At 39.9% G+C, this 243-nt stretch carries 1 protein-coding gene; it reads left to right on the forward strand.

The window, feature by feature from the left end:
• Positions 1-243: glycosyltransferase family 25 protein (locus tag AAEZ05_RS29845; RefSeq protein WP_350650256.1), on the forward strand; the 243-nt coding region annotated here is incomplete at both ends.

Genomic DNA, 243 nt, shown 5'->3' on the forward strand with positions numbered 1-243 from the left:
TAATATATCTGATGATATTTCTCTGCATGAGTTATTTATAGATAAGTCAGGAGCGGCAGCTTATTTACTTACCCCAAAAGGTGCACAAATTTTATTAGATTCTGTAGAAAAATTTGGCGCAGGACTAGCAGATGCACTGCTTTGTCATACCAAAGACTTAAAGAGCGCGCAAACAGTGCCTGCGCTTGCCATGCAAATGGATATGGCTCAGCATTATGGCATGCCAGAATTACAACTTAGTAC

The sequence above is a fragment of the Pseudomonas sp. HY13-MNA-CIBAN-0226 genome, assembly GCF_040310305.1.
GTDB classification, from domain to species: Bacteria; Pseudomonadota; Gammaproteobacteria; order Pseudomonadales; family Pseudomonadaceae; genus Aquipseudomonas; species Aquipseudomonas gregormendelii.